Annotated in this window: 20 protein-coding genes; 12 read left to right on the top strand and 8 right to left on the bottom strand. The window is 74.6% G+C overall.

The window, feature by feature from the left end:
• Positions 1-64 precede the first annotated feature (64 nt).
• On the top strand, positions 65-1,744 hold the full coding sequence (locus ACWEPF_RS04830) for a flavin monoamine oxidase family protein (RefSeq protein ID WP_452171433.1): 1,680 nt from the start codon (positions 65-67) through the stop codon (positions 1,742-1,744).
• An 18-nt stretch (positions 1,745-1,762) separates the two neighbouring features.
• On the opposite strand, the gene ACWEPF_RS04835 is transcribed toward ACWEPF_RS04830, so the two are convergent.
• A complete protein-coding gene (locus ACWEPF_RS04835) occupies positions 1,763-2,524 on the bottom strand; it encodes a pirin family protein (RefSeq protein ID WP_452171434.1) in 762 nt (253 codons plus the stop codon).
• A 138-nt stretch (positions 2,525-2,662) separates the two neighbouring features.
• Here ACWEPF_RS04835 and ACWEPF_RS04840 point away from each other — a divergent pair, with 138 nt between their 5' ends.
• A complete protein-coding gene (locus ACWEPF_RS04840; protein ID WP_452171435.1) occupies positions 2,663-3,751 on the top strand; it encodes a WD40/YVTN/BNR-like repeat-containing protein in 1,089 nt (362 codons plus the stop codon).
• Positions 3,752-3,954: 203 nt separating this feature from the next.
• Here the strand turns inward: ACWEPF_RS04840 and ACWEPF_RS04845 are convergent, their stop codons facing one another.
• On the bottom strand, positions 3,955-4,656 hold the full coding sequence (locus ACWEPF_RS04845; protein ID WP_449797682.1) for a hypothetical protein: 702 nt from the start codon (positions 4,654-4,656) through the stop codon (positions 3,955-3,957).
• A 51-nt stretch (positions 4,657-4,707) separates the two neighbouring features.
• Entirely contained in the window at positions 4,708-5,172 is a 465-nt protein-coding gene (locus ACWEPF_RS04850) for a MarR family winged helix-turn-helix transcriptional regulator (protein WP_345289018.1), read from the bottom strand.
• 97 nt (positions 5,173-5,269) lie between these two features.
• On the opposite strand from ACWEPF_RS04850, the gene ACWEPF_RS04855 reads away from it, so the two are divergent.
• Positions 5,270-5,770: a VOC family protein gene (locus ACWEPF_RS04855; RefSeq protein WP_452171436.1), complete on the top strand. Its 501-nt coding sequence runs from the start codon at positions 5,270-5,272 to the stop codon at positions 5,768-5,770.
• Between the two features lie 90 nt (positions 5,771-5,860).
• Here ACWEPF_RS04855 and ACWEPF_RS04860 read toward each other — a convergent pair whose 3' ends face one another.
• From ACWEPF_RS04860 to ACWEPF_RS04870, 3 genes are all read right to left on the bottom strand, one after another.
• Positions 5,861-6,250 (bottom strand): hypothetical protein, encoded by a 390-nt coding sequence (locus tag ACWEPF_RS04860; RefSeq protein ID WP_452171437.1) that lies wholly within the window; start codon positions 6,248-6,250, stop codon positions 5,861-5,863.
• 163 nt (positions 6,251-6,413) lie between these two features.
• The gene (locus ACWEPF_RS04865; RefSeq protein ID WP_452171438.1) at positions 6,414-7,574 is read right to left on the bottom strand and encodes an ADP-ribosylglycohydrolase family protein; all 1,161 of its coding nucleotides are present in this window, start codon (positions 7,572-7,574) and stop codon (positions 6,414-6,416) included.
• 11 nt (positions 7,575-7,585) lie between these two features.
• Entirely contained in the window at positions 7,586-9,019 is a 1,434-nt protein-coding gene (locus ACWEPF_RS04870; RefSeq protein WP_452171439.1) for an FAD-binding oxidoreductase, read from the bottom strand.
• 185 nt (positions 9,020-9,204) lie between these two features.
• Between ACWEPF_RS04870 and ACWEPF_RS04875 the strand changes: the two genes are divergently transcribed.
• From ACWEPF_RS04875 to ACWEPF_RS04895, 5 genes are all read left to right on the top strand, one after another.
• Entirely contained in the window at positions 9,205-9,633 is a 429-nt protein-coding gene (locus tag ACWEPF_RS04875) for an ester cyclase (RefSeq protein ID WP_345289023.1), read from the top strand.
• A gap of 112 nt (positions 9,634-9,745) precedes the next feature.
• On the top strand, positions 9,746-11,296 hold the full coding sequence (locus ACWEPF_RS04880; protein ID WP_452171440.1) for an AMP-binding protein: 1,551 nt from the start codon (positions 9,746-9,748) through the stop codon (positions 11,294-11,296).
• A 236-nt stretch (positions 11,297-11,532) separates the two neighbouring features.
• Positions 11,533-12,330 (top strand): TIGR03084 family metal-binding protein, encoded by a 798-nt coding sequence (locus ACWEPF_RS04885; protein ID WP_452171441.1) that lies wholly within the window; start codon positions 11,533-11,535, stop codon positions 12,328-12,330.
• Between the two features lie 64 nt (positions 12,331-12,394).
• The gene (locus ACWEPF_RS04890) at positions 12,395-12,838 is read left to right on the top strand and encodes a hypothetical protein (protein ID WP_452171442.1); all 444 of its coding nucleotides are present in this window, start codon (positions 12,395-12,397) and stop codon (positions 12,836-12,838) included.
• A 154-nt stretch (positions 12,839-12,992) separates the two neighbouring features.
• Positions 12,993-13,409, top strand: coding sequence for an SSI family serine proteinase inhibitor (locus ACWEPF_RS04895; protein WP_452171443.1), 417 nt, complete (start codon positions 12,993-12,995; stop codon positions 13,407-13,409).
• A 46-nt stretch (positions 13,410-13,455) separates the two neighbouring features.
• Here the strand turns inward: ACWEPF_RS04895 and ACWEPF_RS04900 are convergent, their stop codons facing one another.
• Positions 13,456-13,956, bottom strand: coding sequence for an anthrone oxygenase family protein (locus tag ACWEPF_RS04900; RefSeq protein WP_452171444.1), 501 nt, complete (start codon positions 13,954-13,956; stop codon positions 13,456-13,458).
• A 125-nt stretch (positions 13,957-14,081) separates the two neighbouring features.
• Between ACWEPF_RS04900 and ACWEPF_RS04905 the strand changes: the two genes are divergently transcribed.
• Positions 14,082-15,008: an AraC family transcriptional regulator gene (locus ACWEPF_RS04905; RefSeq protein ID WP_452171445.1), complete on the top strand. Its 927-nt coding sequence runs from the start codon at positions 14,082-14,084 to the stop codon at positions 15,006-15,008.
• A 33-nt stretch (positions 15,009-15,041) separates the two neighbouring features.
• Here the strand turns inward: ACWEPF_RS04905 and ACWEPF_RS04910 are convergent, their stop codons facing one another.
• Positions 15,042-15,938 (bottom strand): LysR family transcriptional regulator ArgP, encoded by an 897-nt coding sequence (locus ACWEPF_RS04910; RefSeq protein ID WP_452171446.1) that lies wholly within the window; start codon positions 15,936-15,938, stop codon positions 15,042-15,044.
• A gap of 69 nt (positions 15,939-16,007) precedes the next feature.
• Here ACWEPF_RS04910 and ACWEPF_RS04915 point away from each other — a divergent pair, with 69 nt between their 5' ends.
• From ACWEPF_RS04915 to ACWEPF_RS04925, 3 genes are all read left to right on the top strand, one after another.
• Positions 16,008-16,631: a LysE/ArgO family amino acid transporter gene (locus ACWEPF_RS04915; RefSeq protein WP_452171447.1), complete on the top strand. Its 624-nt coding sequence runs from the start codon at positions 16,008-16,010 to the stop codon at positions 16,629-16,631.
• Positions 16,632-16,788: 157 nt separating this feature from the next.
• The gene (locus ACWEPF_RS04920; protein ID WP_452171448.1) at positions 16,789-17,529 is read left to right on the top strand and encodes a hypothetical protein; all 741 of its coding nucleotides are present in this window, start codon (positions 16,789-16,791) and stop codon (positions 17,527-17,529) included.
• A 1-nt stretch (position 17,530) separates the two neighbouring features.
• Positions 17,531-19,105 (top strand): DNA polymerase Y family protein, encoded by a 1,575-nt coding sequence (locus ACWEPF_RS04925; RefSeq protein ID WP_452171449.1) that lies wholly within the window; start codon positions 17,531-17,533, stop codon positions 19,103-19,105.
• The last annotated feature ends 53 nt before the right edge of the window (positions 19,106-19,158 follow it).

The following is a 19,158-nucleotide window of genomic DNA, read 5'->3' on the forward strand; positions in this document are numbered from 1 at the left end:
TGCTCCGCATGCTACCCATGGGCGGTACGACTCCTGCCGAGCCGTCAGTCCCCGAGGAGCACCCATGGACCAGCCGGACCACGCCGCCCCCGACCGCCGCGCCTTCCTGGGCCTGGCCGGGGCGGTCGCCGCCACCGCCACCCTGACGCAGGTGATGACCGGAGCCGCCCCGGCCACCGCCGCCACTCCCCCGCGCACGGCCGCACCCCGGGCCGGCGAGGGGAAGACCGTGGCGGTGCTCGGCGCGGGCCCGGCCGGGCTGGCCGCGGCGCTGCGGTTCACCGCGGCCGGGTACCGGGTGACGGTGCTGGAGGCCACCGGCCGGGTCGGCGGCCGCACCCTCACCGCCCGCCCGGGGGACCGGATCACCGAGTCCTGGGCCGACGGCTCCACCCGCACCCTGACCTGCGGCTTCGACGAGGGCCTCTACCTCAACCTCGGCGCGGGCCGGATCCCCTACCACCACCAGCGGGTCCTGGAGTTCTGCCGCACCCTCGGGGTCGCGCTGGAGCCGTACGTCCACACCAGCACGGCCAACCTCTTCCAGACCGGCGCCACCTGGCAGGGCGCCCCGAAGCCCAACCGCCGGATCGCCAACGACACCCGGGGCTACGTCGCCGAGCACCTGCACCGGGCACTGGAGGGAGGCAGCCAGAGCACCGACGGGCTGACGCCCGCTCAGCGGGAGCGGTTCGCCGAGCTGCTGGTGGAGTTCGGCGCCCTCGACCCGGACGACCGCCGCTACCACGGCTCCACCCGCTCCGGCCTGGCCGCCCGGCCCTCCGTCCCTCAGCAGGAGGAGCCCGTCGACCCGCTCGCGCTGGCCGACCTGCTCGACAGCGGCTTCTGGGAGCACGGCTTCTACCAGGACAGCGAGCTGCACTGGCACACCACCTCGTTCCAGCCGGTCGGCGGCATGGACTCGATCTGGCGGGCGGCAGCCGCCGCCCTGCCGGCCGGCGTGCTCAAGCTCGACTGTCCGGTGCGCAGCGTCCGGCTGGACGGCGCCGGGGCGGTGGTCGGCTGGTCCGAGGGCGGCACGGAGCGGCAGCAGCGCTTCGACCACTGCCTGAGCAACGTCCCGCTGCCGGTGCTCCACCGGCAGGTCACCCTGACCGGCGTCACCGAGGACTTCCGCACCGCCGTGCGGGACACCCCGTTCGCCCCCGCCTGCAAGGTCGGCTGGCAGGCCAACCGACGGTTCTGGGAGTCCGAGCGCTACCAGATCTACGGCGGCATCAGCTGGATCGACCACGAGGTCCGCCAGATCTGGTACCCGTCCAACGACTACTTCTCCGCCACCGGGAAGGGCACCCTGACCGGGGCCTACAACTCCTACGGAACGGCCGAGACCTTCGGCGACCGCTCCCACGAGGAGCGGATCGCCAGTGCCCGCTCGGCCGCCGCCCGGCTGCACGACGAGTTCGCCTCGCCCACCGTGGTGCCCGGCGAGCTGGCCCTCTCCGTCGCCTGGCACAAGGTCCCGCACCAGCTCGGCGCCTGGGCCGACTGGCGCCCGGCCGACCCGGAGCACAAGCACCTCTACACCACCCTGATGTACCCCCAGGGCGAGGACGCGCTCCTGGTGATCGGCGACCAGGTCTCCGCGCTGCCCGGCTGGCAGGAGGGCGCGCTGATGTCGGCCGAGTGGGCCTTCGAGCTGCTCACCGGCGAACGGCGGGCGGCCCGGGTGCCGGCACGGCGCGTGCCGGACTCCCGGGCCCTCACCACCGGCGGGCTCTGACCCTCCCCCGGGCCCCCGTCAGGAGAAGCTGACCGCCGCGTCCATCTCCCACATCAGCACCTCGGCGCCCGCCGCCCCGGCGGTGATCCGCTGCCCCTCGGCGGCGCCGATCCGGGCGGCGTCGCCCTCCTGCAGCAGGCCGGTGCCCTCCAGGGCGACCTCGCCCTTGGCGACGAAGAGGTGGACGAACGGCGCGGTCGCCGTGTCCACGGTCTCCGCCGGGCGCAGCCGGGCCACGTGCAGCGCGGCGTGCTTCTGCCGGATGCCGATCGCGCGCTGCCCGGCGTGCTTGCCCATCCCGGACGCGAGGACGGTCCAACCGCCCTGCGTCAACTGGTCGTTGATGTCCAGCTGCTCGTAGCCGGGGGCGATCCCGGCGGTGTCCGGGATGACCCACATCTGGACGAAGCGGACCGGGTCCTGGTGCTCGGGCTGCCCGGTGAGCGTCCAGGAGTCGTTCTTCTCGCTGTGCAGGATCCCGGCGCCCGCGCTCATCCGCTGGGCCAGGCCCGGGTAGATGACGCCGTTGTGCCCCTCGGAGTCCTGGTGCACCAGGCCGCCGTCCAGCACCCAGGTGACGATCTCCATGTCCCGGTGCGGGTGGGTGTCGAAGCCGGTGCCGGGGGCCACCACGTCGTCGTTGGAGACCAGCAGCAGGCCGAAGTGGGTGTTGGCCGGGTCCCAGTGCCGGGAGAAGGAGAAGGAGTGGCGGGAGTCGAGCCAGCCCGCCTCGGTGTGGAAGCGGTCGGCCGCGCGGCGGACGTCGGTCGTGGTGGCCATCGGTACTGCTCCTCTCAGGTACTTGTTGAATCATAAACCACCGACCACCCTCCCCGATTCCCGGCGCGCTGACGTGCGGCCGCCCCCCGCCCGGAGCAGACTGGCGCCGCCAAGGACCTCTCCCCCAGGTGGTACGCCATGACCGAGTCACTGCTGGCCGTCGGAACGCAGAAGGGCCTCTTCCTGGGCCGCAGCCGCGACCGCCGCACGTGGGACTTCACCGGCCCGCACTTCCCCATGAACGCGATCTACTCGGTGGCCGTGGACCGCCGCCCGGAGCGCCCGCGCATCCTGGCCGGCGCCGACAGCAGCCACTGGGGCCCGTCCGTCTGGTGGTCCGACGACCTCGGCGCCACCTGGCAGGAGCCCACCACCCCCGCCGTCCGCTTCCCCGAGCACACCGGCACCTCGCTGGAGCGGGTCTGGCAGCTCCACCCGGCCGGCCCGGAGGCGCCCGGCGTGGTGTACGCGGGCACCCAGCCGGCCGCGCTGTTCCGCTCCACCGACGGCGGCGAGAGCTTCGCCCTGGACGAGAACCTCTGGGCCCACCCGCAGCGCGCCGAGTGGGCGGCCGGCTTCGGCGGCCAGGGGCTGCACACGATCCTGACGGACCGTCGGAGCCCGGACGCGGTCACCGTCGCGGTCTCCACCGGCGGCGTCTACCGCACCACCGACGGCGGCAAGAGCTGGCAGCCCTCCAACACCGGCATCCGGGCCACCTTCCTGCCGGACGAGTACCCCGAGTTCGGCCAGTGCGTGCACAAGGTCGCCGTCGACCCGGCCGACCCGGACCGCCTCTACCTGCAGAACCACGGCGGGGTCTACCGCAGCGACGACGCCGGCGGCCACTGGCAGGACATCGGCACCGACCTCCCCGCCACCTTCGGCTTCGGCCTGGCCGCCCACCCCCACCACGGCGGCACCGCCTACCTCTTCCCGCTCGACGCCGACTACGCCCGCCTCCCGGTGGACCGCCGCTGCCGCGTCTTCCGCACCACCGACGCCGGCGCCACCTGGCACCCGCTCGCCACCGGCCTCCCCGGCGAGGACCACTACGGCGTGGTCCTGCGCGACGCGCTGTGCACCGACGACGCCTCCCCCGCCGGCGTCTACTTCGGCAACCGCAACGGCGAGGTCTACGGCTCGGCCGACGAGGGCGAGAGCTGGAGCCTGCTGGCCCAGCACCTCCCGGACGTCCTCTGCGTACGCGCCGTCACGCTGCCCTGAGCTCGCGCCCGCGAGGGTGACGGCCCGTCAGGCTCGCCTCTGCGCGGACCCTCCGGCCCGAACGGACGACCACCTGGACCGGCACCGGAACGACCCGGGCGGACCGGTGCCGCATCCCCGTCGAGAAACGAGGCACGCCCTGCCACCCGGCATCCGGCATCCGCAACCACCAGCCGGCACCGCCGGGCCCCGCGCCGCGAGGATCAGCGCGCCGAACGGACCAGCGCGGCACGGACGTCCAGCCCGAGGTGGAGCAGGAGCAGCCCGGCGCAGACCACCACCGCCGAGGCGGCTCCGCCCACCGCGACGAGCAGCACCGCCACCGTGACCACCAGCGTGTGCACCGTCTGCGCCCCGGTCGACCAGGCGACCCGGTGCAGGCCGTCCGCGCCGCCCGGCAGGGCCGCGGGCAGCAGCGCGGCGAGCACCAGGAAGAGCCCGGCACCGGCCGCGGTCAGGTCACGGTCCGTCAGCGTCCACCCCTGGTCCGACCGGACCACCGCCGTGGCGTCCGTCCCGGCCAGCGCCGCCCCGACGGGCACCAGCAGCAGCCAGACCGCCACCGAGCGCAGCCAGACCCAGGCCGGGCGGTCGAAGTCCACCAGCTCGGGCCCGTCCGGGTGCAGCCGGACCGGCCGCCGGGCCCGGGACAGGTGGCGGGCCGTCAGTTCGTCGAACGAGGGCCCCTTGGTCAGCCGGACCGGCCGCCGGGCCGGGGCGTCGCCGCGGCTCTCGGCCCGCCACCGCCGGAGCACCGCCAGCCGCAGCCAGAGCAGCACCAGCACCGCCGGGGCCACCCCGACGGCCGCCGGCGGACCCTCCGGCGTCCCGACCGCCAGGACCGCCCCCGCGAGCACCAGCGCGTACACCGCCAGCCCGAGCCCGCGCACCCACCACATCAACACCGTGCCACTCCCCCCGGAGACGTCCCGTGCCGGAGGGAGTATGACAGGGGGTCAGCGATCGGCCGAGCGCAGGCGTCCGCTGACGGTGCCCAGGCCCTCGGCCAGCACGGCCAGCTGCTCCCGGGTGAGGACGTCGATCAGCACCTCGCGGACGGTGGCGACGTGGCCGGGGGCGACCTCGCGCAGGACCTGCCAGCCGTACTCGGTGAGCTCGGCGAAGACGCCGCGCACGTCGCTGGAGCAGGAGCGGCGGCCGACCAGGCCGGCCTTCTCCAGCTGGGTGATCTGGTAGGTGAGGCCGCTCTTGGAGGTGACCAGGCGGTCGGCCAGGTCGGTCATCCGGAGCGAGCGGCCGGGGGCCTCGGAGAGCTGGCTGAGGATCTCGTACTGGGTGTGGGACAGGCCCGCGCTCTCCTTGAGCTGCTGCTCCAGGCGGCGCTCGATCAGGTTGCTGGCGACCACGAACGCCCGCCAAGCCACCTGTTCCTCGTCGTCCAACCATCTGGGCTCGTCCATGCCGCCGATTCTACCGGTTGTTCAAATTCGAACCAAGGTGTACCGTGACGTATGTCAGGTTCAAATTTGAACCAGATTCTCGGAGCAGGAGCCAGCCATGCCAGTCCGTCGCCTGAACCACGCCGTCCTCTACGTCCGCGACGTGGCCCGTTCGGTCGCCTTCTACACCAACGCCTTCGGCTTCAAGGTCGACGTCGAGATCCCCGGCCGCGCCGCCTTCCTGAGCGCCGAGGACACCCTCAACGACCACGACCTCGGCCTCTTCGCCGTCGGTGAGCAGGCCCCCTCCCCCGGCCGGGGCAGCGTCGGCCTGTACCACCTGGCCTGGGAGGTCGGCACCCTCGGCGAGCTCGCGGAGATCGCCACCAAGCTGAGCGCCACCGGCTCGATCGTCGGCGCCACCGACCACGGGGTCTCCAAGTCCTTCTACGCCAAGGACCCGGACGGCATCGAGTTCGAGGTGATGTGGCGGGTGCCGCGCGAGGAGTGGCCCTCCGCCGAGGACGGGGCCGGCATGCGCTCGCTCGACCTGCAGGCCGAGCTGGCCCGCTGGGGCGCCGACCTGAAGACCGGCGCGGCGGCCGGCTCCGCCACCTGACGGACCGTCCGCGCCCGTGACGCGCGGCAGGGGCCCGGCCGGATCACCGGCCGGGCCCCTGCCCCGTGCTCAGGCCCTACGCGCCCGGGCTCAGTAGCCCATCGCGTCGCCGCCGACCGCGAACGCGTCCTCGCAGAGCGACTCGGCGTCGCCGCCGATCGCGGCGGCCGGGCCCTCCGCCCAGGCGTCGCCGCCCACGGCGCCGGCGAACTCGCCGCCCTTGGCGTCGCCGCCCACCGCACCGGCCTCGCCGCCGCCCATGGCGTCGCCGCCGACCGCGCCCGCGTCACCGGCGGCGTCGACGTCACCGCCGACCGCCATCGCGGCGCCGTCGCCCACGGTCACGGCGTTGCCGCCGACGGCCAGCGAACCGTGCGAGTGGCGGCAGTGGTCGTGGGCCGAGGCCACGCCCGCGCCCATGACGAGGGCACAGCCGCAGAGGGCGGCGGCAGCGGTGATCTTGGCAAGAGTCGTACGCATGATGATGAAGTCCTCCGAGGTCGGTACGGGACTCCACCTGAATCGGCACCCCCCGCCCGCCCCATGAGCCCCCGTCACCCGCCCGGCGGAGCGATCACCTCCGCTTCCACCCCCACGAGTGCGCCGGAGCTCCCCCACCCGCCCGCCGTCACGGCGCCGGGGCTCAGTGCTCCCAAGGGCGGTCCTCGCCCGGACGCACCTCGGCGGCGAAGTCGTCGGCCAGTTGGGCGATCACCGCGCGGCCCTCGATCCGCTTCAGCCAGTGGAGGGGCAGGCGGACGTCGCCGTGGTGGGCGCCGAGCAGGTTGCCGGCGATGGAGCCGGTGGAGTCGCTGTCGCCGGAGTGGTTGACGGAGAGCAGGAGGGCGGCCTCGATCGGGGTGCGGGCCGGGGAGGGGTCGCAGACGGTGGGGCCGTGGCCGTAGCTGTAGGTCTGCGGGCGGGTCCGGGCCAGCACCGCGTAGACGCCGATGGCCAGCGCCTCCTCCGCCACCCAGCCCTGGCCGAGCCGTTCCAGCTGCTCCGCGCTCGCCTCGCCCTCCTCCGCCAGGTCGACCGCCCGCCGCAGCGCGGTGGAGGTCTCCTCGTGCCCGGGGTGGCGCCGCAGCAGCTCCAGGGTCCGCAGCACCGCGCCCAGCGGCGACTCCCCGTCCACCAGGTGGCTGATGATCGCCGCGAAGGCCCCGGCCGCGTAGTAGCCGGTGCGGTGCCCGTGGGTGATCTGGGCACAGTCGGCGGCCAGTTGGAAGGAGTGCTCGGCGCCCTGCAGGGTGAAGCCGAACGGCGCCGAGCGCATCACGGTGCCGCACCCCTTGGAGTCCGGGTTGACCGGACCGGGCGTGCCGGTGAGCTTCGCGTACGGGTGCGGGGCCTGCGGGCTGCGCAGGCCGGAGAGGCAGGCGTTTCCGGGGGCGCGGCGGGCGTAGAGCCAGGGTTCCAGCCGCAGTTCGCCGCTCCGGTGCCGCAGCCCCTCGGCCGGGGGCGGGGCCGGGAGCTGCTGGGTGTCCAGCCAGCGCAGGTAGGCGTCCAGCACCAGTTCGCCCTCGGCGCCGGTGATGCCGCGGTCCCGGGCCCGGCGGTAGCCGTTCAACCGGCCCTCGGCGCTGAAGAGCGTCATCTGGGTGTCGTCGGTGATCCGCCCGACCACGCCCTCGTGGTCGGCCACCGGGCCGGTGATCCCGGCCGGTCCGTACGAGGCCCGGATCTCCGCCAGCGAGCGGAACTCCACCGGGTTGCCCAGCGCGTCGCCGATCGCTCCGCCGAGCAGGCAGCCCCGCAGCCGGGAACGGTACGCGGTCAGTTCGGCCCAGGAGGCGTGCGGCACCTGATGGCTCCTCAGTCTGGTGTGTCCGGGTCTGGTGTGTCCGGCGGATCCGGTCTGATGTTCTGGTTGAGCCGGAACAGGTTACCCGGGTCCCAGGCGCGCTTGAGCTCCCGCAGCCGCCGGTACTTCGCCTCGCCGTAGGCCTGCCGGACGCGCTGCTCGCCCTCCTCCATCAGGAAGTTGACGTACACGCCGGTGTGGTGCGGGGCGAGCGCCCGCCACAGGCCGCGGGACCACGCCCGCTCCTCCTCGAAGCCCTCGGGGCCGGCGCAGGTGGCGTTGATGTTGAAGGTGTGCCCGGCGCCGCGGCCGCTGAAGGCAGTCTCGTCCTCGCCCACCCGGGCGATGGCGCCGCCGAGTTGGAAGATCGGGAAGCTGGTGAGCGGGGAGGCGATCCGTGCCGCGTGCTCGGCCGTCACCTCGATCACCTCGTCGGAGAGCCGGGCCACGTCGCAGGACTTGAAGTAGTACCAGCGCCCGGCCGGGAAGGACGGGTCCAGCGAGGCCTGGTGCTCCAGGTAGGGCTTGGGGCGGCACAGGTCGGCGGCCGGCGGGCCGAAGCGGCGCAGCGGGCCCAGCACCTTCTCGCCCCGCTCCGGGTCACCGGCCCAGCAGCACATCACCACCACGGCCAACCGCCCGACCAGCTCGGCCGGCACGCCGGGCAGCGGCGGCGCGGTGCGGTGCACCACGGCGGTGGTCAGCTCGTCCGGGGCCTCCTCGATCCACTCCCGGTAGAAGCGCAGCAGCCGCGCCGAGTCGGCCACCGGCCAGAACAGCGGCCCGGCCAGCACGGTCGGCCCGACCGGGTGCATCCGGTACTCGAACTCGGTGACCACCCCGAAGTTGCCTCCGCCCCCGCGCAGCCCCCAGTACAGCTCCGGGTTCTCCCGGGCGTCGGCCCGGACCCGCTCGCCGCCGGCGGTGACCAGCTCGGCGCCGAGCAGCTGATCGACCGTCAGGCCGTACTTGCGCATCAGCCAGCCGATCCCGCCGCCGAGGGTGAGCCCGGCCAGGCCGGTGTGGGTGACGATCCCGGACGGGACGGCCATCCCCACCCGCTGGGTGGCCGCGTCCAGCTCGCCGAGCAGCGCCCCGGCCTGGGCGCGGACGGTACCGGCCTGCTCGTCCACGGTGATCCGGCGCAGCCCGGAGAGGTCGATCACGATGCCGCCCTCGCAGAGCGACTGGCCGGAGAAGCTGTGCCCGCCACTGCGGACCGCCACCGGCAGGCCGTCGCCGTCGGCGTGCCGGGCAGCGGCCCAGCGGACCGCGGCGGCCACGTCCGCCGGGTCGGCGCAGTAGGCGATCAGGGCCGGGCGGCGGTCGATCGAGCCGTTCCAGATCCGGCGGCCCTCCTCGTACTCCGGATCCCCGGGCCGCACCAGCCGGCCGCGGAACCCGCGCCGCAGCTCCCTGACGTCCACCTGCGTGCTGGTGTCCATCGGCTCTTCCCTCGCCGCCGTCCGGCCCCCGCCCTCCCAGTCTGGCACCGGCCCTCCGGGCCGTCCCGGGAGCGGGGGCGGCCGTCCCGGGGGTGCCGGCCGGGGCCGTCCCGGGGGCGCGACCCGGGGCCGTCCCGGGAGGAGAATGGGAGGCACTTCCCCTCTTGACCGAGGAGGTGGTCGCCATGGGCGAGGCTCGCGAGCTCATGGACCGCCTGACCGCTGCGGTGACCGGTACGCCCGACCTGGAGGCGCTCGGCGAGTGCCTCGCCGAGGACGTGGTCGCGTCGACCCCGGACCAGCCCGAACTGCGGGGGCGCAAGGCCCTGGTGGACTACTTCGGGGACATGACGGAGTCGGTCCCCGAGGCCTACTTCGAAGCGACCGCCACGTACGAGGCCGGTGACACCGCGATCGACGAGGGCTACTACACCGGCCGGAACACCGGGCCGCTGACGATGCCCGACGGCTCGAAACTGCCGCCCACCCAGCGGGAGATCAGGATCCGCGGCTGCGACCTGGCCACCGTGCGGGACGGCCGGATCGTCGAGTACCGGCTCTACTTCGACCAGTTCGAGTTCATGAGCCAGCTGGGGCTGGTGCCCGAGGAGTGACGGGTCCGTCCCCCGGTACGGGCAGGAGTGACGGGGCGGCCCCCTGGTGCCGGTGGGCCGGAAGGGGTACGCCCCCTGTCGGTGCGGCGGCCCGCGCGGCAGAGTGTGCCCCATGCAGACTCCACTCACCGTGATGGACTTCCTCCGGCGGGCCGAGACGGTCTACGGCGACCGGATCGGGATCGTCGACGAACCCCTCCAACCCGCCGAGTCCTGGGGCGACCTGACGTACCGACGGGTGGCCGAGCTGGCCCGCGCCCAGGCGGCCGGGCTGGACCGGCTGGGCATCGGGCCGGGCGAGCGGGTGGCGATCGTCTCCCACAACTCCGCCCGGTTGATGACCTCGCTCTACGGGGTGAGCGGCCACGGCCGCATCCTGGTCCCGGTGAACTTCCGGCTGCGGGCCGAGGAGGTCGCGTACATCGTCGAACACAGCGGCGCCAGTGCCCTGTTGGTCGACCCCGAGCTGGACGAGGCGCTGGCCGGCGTCCCGGTGAAGCACCGCTTCGTGCTGGGCGCGGAGAGCGACGCCCAGCTGTACGACTTCGACCGCGAGCCGGTGCGGTACGAGATCGCCGAGTCGGACACCGCGACGATCAACTTCACCAGCGGAACCACCGCCCGCCCCAAGGGCGTTCAGCTCACCCACCGCAACCTCTGGCTGAACGCGGTGCTGATGGGCCTGCACTTCGGCGCCAGTGACCGCGACGTCTACCTGCACACCCTGCCGATGTTCCACGCCAACGGCTGGGGCATGCCGTTCGCCCTCACCGGCCTCGGCGCGCAGCACGTCGTGCTGCGCAAGGTGGACGGCGCCGAGATCCTGCGCCGGATCGACCGGCACGGCGTCACCTTCCTCTGCGGCGCCCCCGCCGTGGTGGCCTCGGTGCTGGCGGCCGCCGCCGAGTGGGACGGGCCGGTGCCCGGCCGGGACCGGGTGCGGATGATCGTCGCCGGGGCGCCGCCGCCCACCTCCGTGGTGCAGAGGGTGGAGGAGGAGCTCGGCTGGGAGTTCATGCAGATCTACGGCCTGACCGAGACCTCCCCGATCGCCACCGTCAACCGCGGCCGGGCCGAGTGGGACGGGCTCCCGCCGCTGGAGCGGGCCGAACGGCTGGTGCGGCAGGGGTCGGCCTCGATCGGCACCGAGCTGCGGGTGGACGAGGAGGGCGAGGTGCTGATCCGCTCCAACACCGTGATGACCGGCTACTGGAACCAGCCCGCCGAGACGGCGGAGGCGATCCGGGACGGCTGGTTCCACAGCGGCGACGGCGGCACCCTGACGGACGGGTACCTGACCGTCTCCGACCGGAAGAAGGACGTCATCATCACGGGCGGCGAGAACGTCTCCTCGATCGAGGTGGAGGACTGCCTCTACGCCCACCCGGTGGTGGCCGAGGTCGCGGTGATCGGCGTGCCGGACGCCAAGTGGGGCGAGACCGTCAAGGCACTGGTGGTCCGCCGGGACGGCGTGTCCGCCGCCACCCCGGACGAGGAGCTGTCCGCCGAACTGATCGCCCACTGCAAGGAGCGCCTGGCCGGCTACAAGGCGCCGACCTCGGTGGAGTTCCGCTCCGAACTGGCCCGGACCACGACCGGCAAGCTGCAGAAGTTCAAGCTCCGCGAGCCCTACTGGGAGGGCCGCGACCGCCAGGTCAACTGACCCCCGGCGGCGGACGTCCCACCGCCGACGCCCCGGCTCCCGACACCTCCCGGCTCGGCCGGGGCGCACGGCTCGGCGCCGCCGCCCCACCAACCCCTGCGTCCCCACCCCCTCCGTCCCCACCCCGTACGCCTCACCTCGTGCGCCTCGCGCCGTACGCCTCACCCGCCGTGCCGATCCCCCCTCCCCGCCATGCCCAACCCCTCCGTCCCCGACCGTCGTTGAGGAGCCATCCCGTGGCCGATGCCACCGCCCTGTTGGACGACCTGCGTGACGAGACCGAGTCGCTGGACGCCCTCGTCGCCCCGCTGGACGCCGCCGGTTTCGCGACCCCGACCCCCGCCGAGGGGTGGACCGTCGCGCACCAGATCTCCCACCTCGCCTGGACCGACCGGTGGTCGCTGCTGGCCTGCCGGGAAGGGGCCGAGGAGTTCCAGGCCCGCTTCACCGACCTGCTGGCCACCGGCGACGACCCGGTGGAGGCCGGGGCGGCCGAGGGCGTCGGCGAGGAGCCCGCCGAGCTGCTGGCCCGCTGGCGGGCCGGCCGGGCCGAGCTGGCCGCGGCGCTCGCGGAGGCCGCCGCCTCGGGGCGTCAACTCCCGTGGTTCGGACCGCCGATGAAGGCACCCACGATGGCCACCGCCCGGCTGATGGAGACCTGGGCGCACGGCCAGGACGTGGCCGACGCCCTCGGCGTGGTCCGGGAACCGACCGCCCGGCTGCGGCACGTGGCCCACCTCGGGGTGCGGACCATGGGCTTCGCGTTCCTCCTGCACGGCCTGCCCGCCCCGGAGGCACCGGTCCGGGTGGAGCTGACCGCACCCTCCGGCGAACCGTGGACGTGGGGCCCGGCCGAGGCCGCCGACTCGGTGCGCGGGCCGGCCCTGGACTTCTGCCTGCTGGTCACCCAACGACGCCACCGCGACGAACTCGCCCTGCGGGTGGCGGGGCCGGTGGCCGAGGCCTGGCTGCCGATCGCCCAGGCCTTCGCCGGGACCCCGGGGGCCGGTCGGCCCGCACCGCAGCAGAACTGACCGGCCGTCAATTCACTCCGGCGAGCGATTTCATGTTTTACCAATTCATGATGAAGTCTTTGCCATGAGGAAATACTTCGCACTCGCCGCCGCCACCGCCCTCCTCCTCCCGCTCGCCGCCACCCCGCCCGCCACGGCGGCGTCCGCGCCCCGGACGCCGCTCGGCGAGGTGGACTCCTTCTTCGCCGAGTACCGCCTCGCCGCCCTCGGCGAGATCGAGGAGTACCCGGACGAGATCCGCGCCAGGACGCTCTCCCCGCCGCTGAACGCGGAGTTGGAGACCTGGTCCGCCACCCACGGCGGAGCCGACCCGGTCTTCCGGGAGCGGAACATCCCGCGCAGCTGGTCCCTGCACGAGGCCCCGCCGACGGCCGGCCGGCCCGGATCCCGCACGGTCTCCCTCACCGAGACCTGGTACGAGGGCGGCTCCCGCGAGGTCGTCTTCACCGTCCACCTCCCCGACCTGCGGATCACCGCCATCACCGACCCGCCGGCCCGGGCCGGCTGACTACCCGTCACCCAGCAGCCCCGCCCGCGGTCCCCGGGTCAACCGAACGCGCCAGGCCCACGCCGCACCCCCGGTCGCCCGAACGAGTCGGACCTCACCCCTGTGGGGGACAGTGGTTTGGCGCGCCCGGGGGCCCGTGGCCAGGCTGGTCGCCATGACCCCTCCCCGCCTGCTCCCCGTCGCCCTCGCCCTGGCCGCCGCCTGCTGCTCCGCACCGGCCGTCATCCCCGCCGAGGCCCGCCCCCTCGCCCCGCAACCAGCCAACTCCACCCTGGTCCTGACGGTCAGTGAGGGCGACACCGTCTCCTCCACCCCCGAGGACCGCACCACGCTGGACTGCTCCGCCGGCCCCAGCGGCACCCACCCCGCCCCCGACGCCGCCTGTACGGCACTGGCCGCGGCGGGCGGCGATCCAGACCGGCTGCGCGGAGCCGTCGGCACGCTCTGCACCGCCCTCTACTCCCCCGTCGCCGCCACCGCCGAAGGCGTCTGGGAGGGGTCCCCGGTCAAGTGGTCGCGGACCTTCGGCAACCGTTGCCAGCTGCGCGCCGCGACCTCCCCCGTCTTCTGACCCCTCCCCCGCGCTCTCCCCTGCCCCCGCCCCCGCCCCCGCAGACTCAGCCCGCGCTGCGCCCGCCCAGTACCAGCGCGGTCACCAGGCAGCCGAACCCGGCCGTGCCCACCACCGTCCGCACGGTGTTCCACGTCACCCAGGTCGTCTCGAACTTCTCCCGCACCGCGGCCAGGTCCGGGATGTGGTCGAGCGAACCGGCCGCCGCCAGCTGGTCGTTGAGCGGCACGTTGACCGTGCCCGTGACCACCACCAGCACGGTGTACAGCACCGCCGCCGCCACCAGCCAGGGCAGCGGACCCCGGTGGCCGGCCCCCAGGTGCAGCGCCACCGCCGCCAGCGCCAGCACCAACGCCCCCATGAAGACCGTCATGAACCACCCGTTCAGAATGGCCACGTTGATCCGCTGCATGGTCTCCACGAAGGTCCGGTCGTCCGCCTTCGCCAGCCCCGGCATGACCGAGACTGTGTAGGAGAAGAACAGCCCCGCACTCAGCCCCATCGTCACCGTAGCCGCCAGCAGCACCGCGGTTCTGAACCAAGCCATCTTTCGTTTCCCCCTACATCTCGCGTTCCACCGTGTCCTTCTGATGACCAGTCAACCGCCTCCACCCCTCCGGCACCATGGTCGTCCGGCTCCCGTCCATACGCACGCGTCTACACTCGGCGCCCATGGACGCACTCGCCGGTCTGCTCGCCGGCCCCCGGGCCCGGGGCGCCTTCCTCCTCCGCTCCGTGTTCACCCCGCCCTGGTCGATCCGGATCGAGGACCGGGCCCCGCTCACCCTGCTGATCCCGGTCACCGGCACCGCCTGGGTGGTCCCCGACCCGGGGAGCGGTGCCCCCGTCCGACTCGCCCCCGGCGACGTGGCGGTGACGCGCGGCCCGGCCCCGTACACCGTCGCCGACTCCCCCGACACCGCGCCCACCGTGGTGATCCACCCCGACCAGACCTCCACCACCCTCGACGGCGAGCCGCTCTGCGCCGAGCTCGACCAGGGCGTCCGCACCTGGGGCGACGCCCCGGACGGGCCCACCGTCCTGATCTGCGGCACGTACCAGCTGCGCGGCGAGGTCAGCCGCAGCCTGCTCGACGCCCTCCCGCCGCTGCTCTCCCTCCCCCTGGACTCACCCCTGACCGCCCTGCTCGGCGAGGAGATCGGCCTGGACCGCCCCGGGCAGGACGCCGTCCTGGACCGGCTGCTGGACCTCCTGCTGATCACCACCCTGCGCACCTGGTTCGACCGCCCCGACTCGGACGCCCCGCCCTGGTACCGCGCCCACACCGACCCCGTGGTCGGCCGGGCCCTCCGCCTGCTCCACTCCGACCTGGCCCGCCCCTGGACGGTCGCCGAGCTGGCCACCACCGTCGGCGTCTCCCGCGCCGCCCTGGCCCGACGCTTCACCGACCTGGTCGGCGAACCCCCGATGGCCTACCTCACCACCCGCCGCCTCGCCCTGGCCGCCGACCTCCTCCACGACCCCGCCACCACCCTCGCCGCCGTCGCCCACCAGGTCGGCTACTCCACCCCCTTCGCCCTGAGCACCGCCTTCAAGCGCGTCCACGGCATCAGCCCCACCGAACACCGCACGGCCTGACTCCTGCTGCCCGGCCTGCCGCCGGCAGGTGGATCAGGCCAACAGGGCCTCGGCAGCGGCCCTCACGACGACCTCGGCGACCGTGGACAGGGCGGGCGAATCCAGCTTCCACTGCTGCCAGTACAGGGGAACGTCCATGGGCCGGGCGGGTGCCAGCTCCACCAGCCGCCCGGCCCGCAGCAGCGGCAAGGCCTGCGGCTCGGGCACGAGGCCCCAGCCGAAGCCGGCGGCCACCGCGTCCCGGAACCCGTCCGAGGCCGGCACCAGGTGGCGGGTCCGCCCGGCGCCCGACCGGCCCCCGGTGAGGGAGCGGACGAACTCGTCCTGGAGCTCGTCGCGCCGGTCGAAGACCACGGTCGGGGCTTCGCACAGGTCCTCGGCCAGGTCCCCGGTGAGGTGACGGGCCGTGAACTCCGGTGCGGCAACGGCCAGGTAGCGGGCCAGCCCGAGTCGCCGCACGGTGCAGCCGGCCACCGGGTCGGGCGAGGAGGTGACGGCGGCCATCACCTGGCCCTCCCGCAGCAGGGCGGTGGTGTGGGACTCGTCCTCCCGGTGGAGCTCGAAGCAGATCGGCGGGTCCTGCGGCACCCGGGTCAGCGCGGGCAGGAACCAGGTCGCGAGGGAGTCGGCGTTGACCGCGATCGGCACCCGGGCCGGCCCCTGCTCGGCCGCCAGCCCTAGGTCGGCCCGGGCGTCCCGCTCCAGGCGGGCCACCTGGCGGGCGAAGCGGACCAGCACCTCGCCGGACTCGGTGAGCCGCACCGGCTTGGTGCGCAGGAGCAGGACCCGCCCGGTGCGCTGCTCCAGGGCCTTGACGCGCTGGCTGACGGCGGAGGGGGTCACGTGCAGGACGGCGGCCGCAGCGTCGAAGGTGCCCTCGTCGACCACCGCGAGCAGGGTCCGGACCTGGTCCAGGGGAAGCTCGTTCATAAGCACGGCTGAGGTTACCTAAGAATCTTTAGCTGTACTCATCCTTACGTGATCCATACGGTCGAAGCCATGAACGCCAGCACCGTCACCGCCGCAGCCGCCGGCTTCGGCACCGGGCTCTCCCTCATCGTGGCCATCGGAGCCCAGAACGCCTTCGTCCTGCGCCAAGGCGCCCGTCGACAGGCCGTCCTCGCGGTGGTCGCCATCTGCGCCGTCTCGGACGCGGTGCTGATCGCGCTCGGCGTGACGGGGGTGGGCACGGTGGTCGCGGCCTGGCCCGCAGCACTGAGCGCGGTGGGCCTGGTGGGCGGGGCGTTCCTGCTCTGCTACGGCCTCCTGGCCGCCCGGCGGGTACTGCACCCCGATCCGACGGCCGCTCTCACCGGCGGGGGGCCGGACGCGAGGTCCGTCCGGCGCGCGGTCCTGACCTGCCTGGCACTGACCTGGCTGAACCCGCACGTGTACCTCGACACCGTCCTCCTGCTGGGTTCGCTCGCCTCCGACCGGGGCGACCTGCGCTGGGCCTTCGGCACGGGCGCGGCGCTGGCCAGCCTGTGCTGGTTCGCCGGCCTGGGCTTCGGTGCCCGCCTGCTGAGCGGCGCCCTGTCCCGGCCGAAGGCCTGGCGGGTACTGGACGGGCTGGTCGCGGCGACCATGCTGGCGATGGGCGGGATGCTGGTCGCCGGGGCGTAGGCCGATCAACCACGGCGATCGACCACGGCGATCAGGCCACGGCGATCAGGCCACCTCCATGACCTGCAGTGATAGCACTATATCGAACGGGTGACCGATTCGGGGAAAGTCGAACCCCGGCTTCCCTTTTTCGTTCGTTTGTTCGACAGTGGGTGCTGTGGAGGCATCCCTGGCCGCTCTGGCACCCCGGCTCCAGCTGTCCCGTCCGGGCCAGCTGGTCCCGGTGCTGCCCGCGCTCGAGGGCCTGCTGCCGGAGCGCGGCCTGCGCCCCGGCGCGGTGGTCTCGGTGACCGGCGGCGGCACCGCGCTGCTGCTGGCACTGGCGGCCGCCGCCTCGACCGCTGGCACCTGGTGCGCGGCGGTCGGCATCGAGGGCCTCGGCCTGCTCGCGGCGGCCGAGCTCGGCGTCGACCTGTCGCGCCTGGTGGTGGTCGGAGAGGCCGGCGACCAGTGGGCCCGGGTCGCGACGGCGCTGGCCGACGGCGTCGGCGTGCTGCTGCTGCGCCCGTCCGGCCGGGTGCAGCCCCGGGTCGCGGAGCAGCTGACCACGGTGGCCAGGCGCGGTGGCTGCGCGCTGGTGGTGTCCGGCGAGTGGCCGGGTGCCCGGGTCCGGCTGCGGGTGGCCGCCCGCTCCTGGGAGGGCGTCGGCCAGGGCCGCGGCCGTCTGCGGGCCCGCCGCCTGGTGGTGGAGGCCGGTGGCCGCGGGGCCGCGGCGCGCGAACGGCAGCACCACCTCTGGCTGCCGGACCGCGAGGGCTCGATCCGGACCGTCCGCCCCGGCGACTCCGGTACCGCCCACCCCGGCGCCGCCCACCAGTCCACCGCCCACCACCGCACGCCCGGCACACCCCCCGGCACGGCGCACGGCTCGCCGCACGGCCCGCTGGCGGTGGTCTGAGATGCCCCGGAAGACCGCAGCGGAGGCACCGCCCCCCCTCCACGAGGCCGCTCCCCCACGGGTGTTGGCCGTCTGGGTGCCGGACTGGCCGGTCGTCGCCGTCCTCGGTGCGGAGCCGGGGCCGGACCTGCTGGTCGTCGTGACCGAGCGCGGCCGGGTGCTGGCCGCCTCCGCCGCCGCCCGGCGCGGCGGTGTGCGACAGGGTCAGAAGGTGCGCTCCGCCCGGTCGTTGGTGGCCGGCCTGGCGGTGCACGAGCGGCGGGCCGACGCGGAGGCCGCGCTGTTCGAGCCGGTGGCGGACGCGGTGGCCGTGCTGGCCGCCCGGCTGGAGGTGGTCCGCCCCGGGCTGCTGGCGCTGCCGGCCGCCGGTGCGGCCCGGTACCACGGCGGCGAGGAGACCCTGGCGGAGAAGGTGGTCGACGCGGTCGAGGCGGTCGGCCACGAATGCCGGATCGGGATCGCCGACGGCCTGTTCGCGGCGCAGCTGGCGGCCCGGGCCGGACGGGTCGTGCCGGACGGGGAGAGCGCCCGCTTCCTGGCGGGGATCCCGGCCTCGGAGCTGGCCGAGCCGAAGCTGGCCGATCTGCTGGGGCGGCTCGGCATCCTGACGATCGGTCAGTTCGCCGCCCTGTCGGCCGGTGGCGTCGCGGACCGCTTCGGCCGCGCCGGCCTGGCCGCGCACCGGCTGGCCCGGGGCCTGGAGGCCCGGCCGGTGGTGGCCCGCCCGCCCGGGGTGGAGCTGACGGTGGAGCAGCGCTTCGAGCAGCCGTTCACGGTGGTGGAGCCCTTGGTGTTCGCGGCCCGGTCGCTGGCCGAGCGCCTGCACTCCGGGCTGGCCGGTGCGGGGCTGGCCTGCGGGCGGGTCGAGATCGAGGTCGAGTGCGCCGACGGGACGGGTGCGTCCCGGGCCTGGCGGCACGAGGGCCTGCTGTCCGTCGGTGCGGTGGCCGAGCGGGTCCGGTGGCAGTTGCAGGCGTGGCAGCAGCGGCAGGTGTTCGCCGAGGCGTCCGGCGGAGTGGTGGCGCTGCGGCTGGTCCCGGACGGCCTGGTGCGCGATCCGGGCCGTCAGCTGTCGCTGGCCGACGGGGACCAGGAGGCCACCGAGCGGATCGAGCGGGCGGTGGCCCGGGTGCAGGCGATCCTCGGCCACACCGCACCGGTCACCGTCGAGCTGAGCGGCGGCCGCGCCCCCGCCGACCGGGTGGTGCGCACCCCCTGGGGCGACGCCCACCAGGAGCGCCGCGCGGACGGCCCCTGGCCGGGCCGGCTGCCCGCACCCTCGCCGACCGAGGTGCCGCCCGCCCCGGTGCCGATCCGGCTGCTGGACGCCGAGGGGCGGGAGGTCGAGGTGACCGCCCGGGCCGAGGCCCGCAGTGCCCCGGCCCGCCTGGTGCTGCGCACCGGCGCGGTGGAGGTGACCGGCTGGGCGGGGCCGTGGCCGGAGCAGGAGCGCTGGTGGACGCCGGACGAGGCCCGGCGCACCGCCCGGATGCAGGTCACCCTCGCCGACGGACGGGCCTTACTGCTCGCCGTCACCGGCGGCCGCTGGCGCCTCGAAGGCGACTACGACGCCTGACCCCCGATCACCTCTCCCCCGTACGACCGGACACAGCTCATGGGCTTCACCAA

This window comes from Kitasatospora sp. NPDC004289 (genome assembly GCF_053602875.1).